Source organism: Pseudomonas sp. CFBP13508, assembly GCF_005233515.1.
Classification (GTDB): domain Bacteria; phylum Pseudomonadota; class Gammaproteobacteria; order Pseudomonadales; family Pseudomonadaceae; genus Aquipseudomonas; species Aquipseudomonas mercuritolerans.
Window position 1 is genome coordinate 1 of record NZ_QFZZ01000019.1, and the last position, 7,645, is coordinate 7,645.

A 7,645-nucleotide genomic window follows, 5' to 3' on the forward strand; every position below is an offset into this window, starting at 1 on the left:
TCCCTCGATGATCAGTCGAGAACTATCGCTCCTGACGGAGCGTTAGTCGAGATACAAGGAGCTGCCGAAGGCTGCGATCTTTTGATGACACCTCAATATCCGCGGCTGAAATCCACCTCGCCACGCAACGCTTCACCCGTCTCATACGCCTTCAGGTTCTGCACAAACAAATCCACCATCAGCGCCGGCGAGGTCGGTGCCGAGCTGTGCCCGGTCAGCAGCAAGCCCCACGCGGTCCAGAACGGGTGACGTTGCGGCAATGGTTCCTGACGGCAGACGTCGATTACCGCGCCGGCCAGGTGCCCTTCTTTCAAAGCTTCGACCAGATCGGCATCAACCACCGCGACACCACGCCCGGCATTGATGAACAAGCCGGTCGGCTTGAATTGCTTGAACAGTGCCGCGTCGTAGATATCGTGGGTGTGTTCGGTGTTCGGCAGCAGATTGACCACGTAGTCCACCTCGCCCACCAATCGCGGAAGATCCGCCAGCGCGCCGACTTCGACAAACGGCGCCTGTTCGCGGGCGCTGCTGGCGATGCCGTACAGCTCGACGCCGAACGGCCGCAGAAACTGCGCAACGCTCTGGCCGATGTCACCGGTGCCGACGATCAGCACCTTGCGCCCTACCAGACTCTGGCCGCTGCGGTTGTCCCACTTGCGCTCGACCTGGCTGACCAGCCGCGCCAGCACTTCGCGCTCGTGGCCGAGGATGTAGGTCAAAACATATTCGGCCATGACCTGACCGAAAATCCCCACGGCGCGGGTCAGGCGATAATCGCGGCGCAAGCCGTCGGCCAGCAGCGGCGTAATGCCGGCCCAGGTCGATTGCAGCCATTGCGGTTGATGGCCCTGGCGCAGCAGGGTCGCGAGCAGATCCGGCTGGCCCAGCCACACCGGGCAATCGGCGGCCTGCCGCGCCAGTTCGGCGGAGTCGCCGCTGGTCAGGACTTCAAGCTCGGGCAGTGCCTGACGCAGCAGGCGGGCGTATATCGCGTGGTCGTGTTCAGCAATCAGAACGCGCATCTTCAAACCTTTCGCAAACCGTGCAGACGGCCGCCGGGTTGGGGCCGGCCATCGCGGTAAAAACAGTTCCAGGGTTAACCGAGGCCCAGGACAGGGCCTCGCGGGTCAGACCGGGTCGTTGCGTCGCAGCAACTCTTCGGGCAGGTGCTCGATGTACTCGTCCTCGGCCGGCGGCATTTGCAGGTGATAGCCCTGCTTGTCGAGGTTTTCCAGGACCACGGTGATGTCTTCGCTGGCCAGTTTGCGCTCGGGCGACAGCACCAGATCGAAGGAATGCTTCGCTTTGCCGAAAGCCGTCATCAGCGCATCCGGCACGCGCTCGAGCGCATCGCTCTTGAGCACGTAGAGATACATGCCGCTGCGCTTGGAGCTTTGGTAGATGGAGCAAATACGTTTCAAGGCTGTTCTCCGGCGGTGGCCAGGCTGTCGAGCAGCTTCTGGCCGAGCAATTCGCGGCGCCAGCCACGCAGCGAATCGGGCAATTGGTAAGGACCCTCGGGGAAGCCGCTCTTGACCAGAGCTTCGAGGGTTTTCTTGCGCAGCATCAGTTCCGGGGCAATACCCAGGCGTTCGGCCTCGGCCTGACCCAGCGCGCGCAATTGTTTGATCAACGCAGCGGCTTCGATCGGCAACGGCTCCGGCACTGCCGGCGGCCATTGATCCGGCCCCACACTGCCAGAGCGCTTGATCAGATCAAGCAGAAACTGACCGTCCTGACGTACGGTACGCGGGTGCATGTCTTCGATCTTGCCCAGCGCTGCGAGGTTATCCGGCTGCGTGCGGGCCAAGGGCCACAGCGAGTGTTCACGGACGATACGGTTGCGCGGCAGGTCGCGGGCGCGGGCTTCTTTTTCGCGCCAGGCGCACAACTCACGTAGCACGGCAAGCTGCGCCCGGGACAGCTTCCACGCCAGTTTCGCCTCGCGATAGACCTCATACGGATCGGTTTCGCGGCGCAGGTTGGCAACCAGTTCGGCGCCATCCTCCAGCACCCAGGCGAACTTGTCGGCGGACAGCTTGGGACGCAACTCGACGAACACCTCGGCCAGATGCACGGCGTCTTCGGCGGCGTAGCTGATCTGAGTTTCGGACAGCGGGCGCTGCAACCAGTCGGAGCGGGTTTCGCCCTTTGGCAGGTCGATGCCGAGCACCTCCTGCACCAGTCGCGAGTAGCCCATCGAAAAGCCGAGGTTCAGGTAAGCGGCGGCCAGTTGCGTGTCGAACAGCGGCGCCGGCAGGCTGCCGGTCAGGCGCAACAGCACTTCGAGATCTTCGCTACAGGCGTGCAGGACTTTCAGCACCGCCGGGTTTTCCAGCAACGCAGCCAGAGGTTGCCAGGCGTTGATGGTCAGCGGATCGATCAGGTAGGCGCGTTTGCCGTCGCCGATCTGCAACAGGCCGGCAATCGGGTAGAAGGTGTCGACCCGCATGAATTCGGTGTCGAGGGCAACGAACGGCAGCTGCTGCCACTCGGCGCAAAACTGCGCGAGGCTTTCGTTGTCGCGAATCCAGTGAATATCGATAGCCACACGGCTCTCCCTTGAAGAATGGCGCGCAGTATATATCGCCACCGACGATTTACGCGCCTTTGAAGGGCAAGAGCTGTAAGGAAATGTCTTGCCTGTCAGCAAGAATAGTCTGACAGCAGAAACAGAAAAGCCCGTCGCATTGGCGCGACGGGCAGGAAACACTTCACTCCTTGGCCAACACGCCGTCGATCACCGCGCCGCGACAGCCGGCAAACATGTCCAGCGCAGGCTGATACACGCTGCTGCGCACTTCCAGCAGGCCGAGCATCGAGTGAAACAGATTGTCCTGGCTCAGCGGTTTGTCACGGCTCAGTTGCAGGCAATGGGTGTCGACCGAGTAGGCCTTCTGATAGCTGTCGGAGAACCACGCCAGCATCGCTACATGCTTTTGTTGCTCGGGCGCCAGCATGTACGGCGTGCCGTGCAGAAACAGGTTGTACTCGCCCAGCGACTCGCCGTGGTCCGACAGATAGAGCATGGCGGTGTCGACTTTGTCCTGATTGCTGCGCAGCACATCGATCAGGCTCGCTAGCACATGGTCGGTGTACACCAGCGTATTGTCGTAACCGTTGACGATACTTTCGCGGCTGCAATTGTTCAGCGCGTTACTTTCACACACCGGAGTGAAGTGTTCGTACTCCTTGGGATAACGCTTGAAGTAATCCGGGCCATGACTGCCCATCTGATGCAGAACCAGCACGGTGTCCTTGTCCAGGTGATCGATAAAACCTTGCAGACCTTGCAGGAGGATTTCATCGCGGCATTCGCTGTTGGCGCACAACGCCGGATCCTGCAACTTGCTGACATCCTGCACCGTGACGCGGTCGCAAGTGCCTTTGCAGCCGGACTGGTTATCGCGCCAGATCACATCGATGCCGGCACGCTTGAGCACATCGAGCAAGCCTTCTTCATTCCTGGCCTTGCTGGCGTTGTAATCCTTGCGGCCCATGTTGGAGAACATGCACGGTACCGAGACTGCGGTTTCCGTGCCGCAGGAATGCACATCGGTAAAGGCGATCAGCCCGGCCTCCTTGTCCAGTTGCGGGGTGGTGTCTCGGTCGTAACCGAGAATGCCGAAGTTCTGCGCCCGCGCACTCTCCCCCACCACCAGCACCGTGAGGGATTTGCGTGGCTGTAGCTGCAGGTCGGGATTGCGCTGGGCATCTTCGCCGATCTTGATGAACGGCTGCTGCGCCGAAACCACTTGCTCTTGCAGATAACCAATGGATGCGCCGATGTAATTGCTCGGCACCAGCATCAGGCGAATTTCGTGGTGATTGCGAAACAGCGACGACAAGCCTTGGTAGTTGGCCAATGCCACAACGCCGATCACCGCCGCCGAGGCAACACTGACAATAACTTTGCTGAACAACTCACGATGCCAGCGGCGATAATTGACCGGTACTTTCCACAACAACAAACACGGCAAAATACCCAGCAAGAGAATATAAGCAAACAACTTCAAAGAGAGCAGATCGCGCACTTCCGTGACGTTGGTCTCGGCAAAGTTGCGAAACATGCCCGCATCAATCATGACGCCATATTGGCTCATGAAATAAGCCACGCCGGCGCTGACTAAAAACAAGAGAGTCAAGAGTGGTTTTAGCAGTGGCCGGAAAGCGAATAACGTCAGGACTATGTTGAACGCGGCAAAGATCATCACGCCGAACGCCACGCGCATGGCGATGCCCTTGCCATCGGCGGCGGTGATCTCGAACAGATGTTGCCAAAGCACCAGATTGAAACCGAGCAATAAAAAGGCGCTGGCAACCAACGTCACCCATTCCGGGCGCACGGCTTTTAACTTCAACATGATGAGTGACTGTTCCTGAAAGAAGAGCCTCGTCGATTGTGAAAATTTCATTCACCGAGGCATGCCAAACTTTAGGCAGCCATGGATCAATTTTTCGTGAAAAAGATGCTAATGATTAGTTGCCTCGAAGTACAAACGTGAAAGTTTGCGAGTATTTGAGAATGGTTCAGGTTTTATTCAGTTTCAGGCACTTCGCAATGTCCTCTGTGGGAGCGAGCCTGCTCGCGAAAGCGCAGTGTCTGGAGGAACGCATTCGCGAGCAGGCTCGCTCCCACATCGGGACAGGGTGTTATCGAGTTTTCAGGTCTGGCCCGGGGTTTTCTGATTTGCCGATGCGCGCGTCGCGACGCCTAATCTTCAGCCCCTGCATTTGAAGGCCCGCTGATGAATCACACCCGCCCCGCCGCTTGGCTGATGCTCGCAATCATTCTTGTCGCACTTAATCTGCGCCCATCAATGGCAGCCATCGGGCCGCTGCTGTCGGCGCTCCGTGGCGATATACCGTTGAGCTTCAGCCTCGCCTCACTGCTGACGATGCTGCCGGTGATGGCCATGGGGCTGGCGATGTTTTTCGGCCTGGGCCTCAGCCGGCGCCTGGGCGAGCAGCGCACGGTCCTGCTGTCATTGCTGATCATCGGGCTGGCGACGTTGTCACGGCTGTTTATCGATTCGGCGGTCGAACTGATCGTCAGCGCGATAATGGCTGGCATCGGCATCGCGCTGATTCAGGCATTGATGCCGGCGCTGATCAAGACGCGCTTTGCTGACAACGTGGCGTTGTACATGGGCGTCTACGTGACTTCGATCATGGGCGGCGCTGCGATTGCCGCATCGTTCGCGCCGCTGGTGATGACGCGAACCGGCAGTTGGCGCATGGGGCTGGCCATTTGGGCGGGGCTTGCTTTAGTCGCCTTGCTGGTCTGGTGCTTGCAGCCCGCGCCAGCCATATCGACAGTGACCAAGCGGGAGTCTTTCATCACCCGCGGTCGCGCCTGGTTGCTGGCGATTTTCTTTGGCCTAGGCACTGCGTCCTACACCTGTGTCCTCGCCTGGCTCGCCCCGTATTACGTGGAAAAAGGCTGGAGTGAACAGAGCGCCGGGCTGCTGTTGGGTTTTCTTACAGCGATGGAGGTCATTTCCGGCCTGGCAGTGCCGGCGATCGCTAATCGCAGCCGTGATCGGCGTGGCATATTGGCGGTTCTTCTGTTACTGATCATCGGCGGTTTCTGCGGGCTGATCCTCGCCCCGCAACATTCGGCCCTGCTGTGGCCTTGTCTGTTGGGGCTGGGGATTGGCGGTCTGTTTCCGATGAGCCTGATCGTCGCTCTGGATCACTGCGACGAGCCGCAGCGCGCCGGTGGCCTGACCGCGTTTGTGCAGGGGATCGGTTATCTGATCGCAGGCCTGTCGCCGCTGTTGGCAGGGATGATCCGCGATCGACTGGGCAGTTTCGAAGGCGCGTGGTGGGCGCTGACGGCGGTGATGGTGATCATGCTGTTGATGGTGATGCGCTTCGACCCTCGCCACTACGCGCGCCACTTGCCTCGCCCGGGCTAGAGGCCTCTGGCCATCTTTTGCGCACGAGATTGGCAACGTCGTGTTGCTAAAAGTTTCTGTCCCACATGTGTCCGTGAAATGTCCTACAAGGGTTTCTCCTGGCACCATCGTTCCGTTAGGATCGTACGCACACGTTTGCGCGAATTCTGCGCAAGGGGGCACAGCGAGACGGAACTCATGCTGAACAGTAATTTGCTTCGCAAGCTCGACATGCAGGACTTGATGGTATTTGTGGCCGTGTACGAGCAGAGCAGTGTCACCGATGTCTCGGAAACTTTGTTCGTCAGCCAGTCCACCGTCAGTTATTGCCTGAAGAAACTGCGCACCAGTTTCGAAGACGAACTGTTCATCAACACCCGCACCGGCATGCGCCCGACCTACAAGGCCTGCAGCATGTACGGCCATGTGCAGAAGATCCTCGAAAGCATCAACCTCTGCCATGCCGGTGCCCCGGCCTTCGACCCGAGTCGGCAGGCGGTGACTTTCAACATTTGCGCACCGGAATACTTCGAACAACTGATTCTGCCGCGACTGTTGAAGCGCTTCGACTTCGATGACTTGCCGGTGATGGTCAACATGCACAAGTTTGAAACCGATGTGCCGGCCGAAGAGTTGCGCGACGGCAGCCTCGATCTGGTGATCAGTTTCGGCCCGCACTTTCACCGCCAGCATGCGGATCTGAAATCACGGATGTTGCTTGAAGATGATCTGGTCTGCGTCTTCGACAAACGCGCCACGCCACTGGAACCGCGGTTGAGCCTGCAAGCATTCACCGAACGTCGGCATGTGTTCCCGACGCCTTGGACCTCGAGCACCAACATGGTCGATGGCTGGCTGGCGCGGCAGGCGCAGAAACGCCAGATCGTCGCGCGCTCGAACAGCTACAGCGCCGCGTTGAAGATGATCACCGGCACCGATTTCATCCTCACCCTGCCCCGGCGTATCCAGCGTTTGCTGACCAACGACGCGGTGTTCAACCACTGCGAGGCGCCCAATGGCTTGCCGGGTTTCACCCTCGACATGCAGTGGAGCCAGAACGCCGATCAGGACAGCGCCAACGTCTGGCTGCGCGAGCAGGTGATTCAAGTGTGCAGCGAGCTGGAAAACGCCTGAGCGTCAGACGCCGATCGCGGCTTTGCTGTAGGACTCGCGATCGATGTCGAGCAGTTCGACACACAGTTGCACTTCGAGCCCGGCCGGCCATTCGCAGAGTTCCTGCAACACTGCCAGCAGACTTTGCGAGAGCTGCTTCTTGATCTCCGCCGAGCGCCCGCTGAGCAAGGCCAGCTTCACATGGACGAAGGCACGCTCGCCTTGCGCCGTGCCGACCTTGAAGTTGTCGATCTTGATCGCGCGGCTCTTGATATCGAACTCTGCGCCGAACTGACCGGAACCGACCAGCGTGTTGTTGAGCCGGATCAGGGCGATGTCAGCGTTCAACTGCGTCAGGTTGGCGGTGTATTCCATGTGCAGGTGTGGCATTGCGGATCTCCAGTCGACGGATGCGGGGGGCGTACATATAACACAGTCGGCTCAACGCATTCCCTGTAGGAGCTGTCGAGTGAAACGAGGCTGCGAGCTTTTGATTTTGTGTTTTTCCCAATCAAGATCAAAAGATCGTCCGATCGCGGCCCGAGCCTTCGGCAGCTCCTTGTATCTCGACTAACGCTCCGTCAGGAGCGATAGTTCTCGACTGATCATCGAGGGAGGGACTTGGAAGC

General features: G+C 59.3%; 7 protein-coding genes. 2 read left to right on the forward strand and 5 right to left on the reverse strand.

The genetic code is table 11. The annotated features are described in order from the left end of the window. Window positions 1–92 precede the first annotated feature (92 nt). The 4 genes from PspCFBP13508_RS27260 to PspCFBP13508_RS27275 all read right to left on the reverse strand — a co-directional run bounded on the left by PspCFBP13508_RS27260 (window position 93) and on the right by PspCFBP13508_RS27275 (window position 4,367). Window positions 93–1,025, reverse strand: coding sequence for a D-2-hydroxyacid dehydrogenase (locus PspCFBP13508_RS27260; protein WP_130909619.1), 933 nt, complete (start codon window positions 1,023–1,025; stop codon window positions 93–95). 105 nt (window positions 1,026–1,130) lie between these two features. Beyond that, a complete protein-coding gene (locus PspCFBP13508_RS27265) occupies window positions 1,131–1,424 on the reverse strand; it encodes a YcgL domain-containing protein (protein WP_016771234.1) in 294 nt (97 codons plus the stop codon). Next, the gene (gene rnd / locus PspCFBP13508_RS27270; RefSeq protein WP_071174688.1) at window positions 1,421–2,554 is read right to left on the reverse strand and encodes a ribonuclease D; all 1,134 of its coding nucleotides are present in this window, start codon (window positions 2,552–2,554) and stop codon (window positions 1,421–1,423) included. Before rnd ends, PspCFBP13508_RS27265 begins: the two co-directional genes overlap by 4 nt. A 163-nt stretch (window positions 2,555–2,717) precedes the next feature. Beyond that, window positions 2,718–4,367: a phosphoethanolamine--lipid A transferase gene (locus PspCFBP13508_RS27275; protein ID WP_137216284.1), complete on the reverse strand. Its 1,650-nt coding sequence runs from the start codon at window positions 4,365–4,367 to the stop codon at window positions 2,718–2,720. A 384-nt stretch (window positions 4,368–4,751) separates the two neighbouring features. Between PspCFBP13508_RS27275 and PspCFBP13508_RS27280 the strand changes: the two genes are divergently transcribed. Both PspCFBP13508_RS27280 and PspCFBP13508_RS27285 read left to right on the forward strand, forming a co-directional pair. Further along, window positions 4,752–5,924: a cyanate transporter gene (locus PspCFBP13508_RS27280; protein ID WP_137216285.1), complete on the forward strand. Its 1,173-nt coding sequence runs from the start codon at window positions 4,752–4,754 to the stop codon at window positions 5,922–5,924. 177 nt (window positions 5,925–6,101) lie between these two features. Further along, window positions 6,102–7,037: a LysR family transcriptional regulator gene (locus tag PspCFBP13508_RS27285; RefSeq protein ID WP_024012014.1), complete on the forward strand. Its 936-nt coding sequence runs from the start codon at window positions 6,102–6,104 to the stop codon at window positions 7,035–7,037. Between the two features lie 3 nt (window positions 7,038–7,040). Here the strand turns inward: PspCFBP13508_RS27285 and PspCFBP13508_RS27290 are convergent, their stop codons facing one another. Beyond that, complete coding sequence (locus PspCFBP13508_RS27290; protein WP_016771238.1) at window positions 7,041–7,406, reverse strand: 5-carboxymethyl-2-hydroxymuconate Delta-isomerase; 366 nt, start codon at window positions 7,404–7,406, stop codon at window positions 7,041–7,043. Window positions 7,407–7,645: the final 239 nt, after the last annotated feature.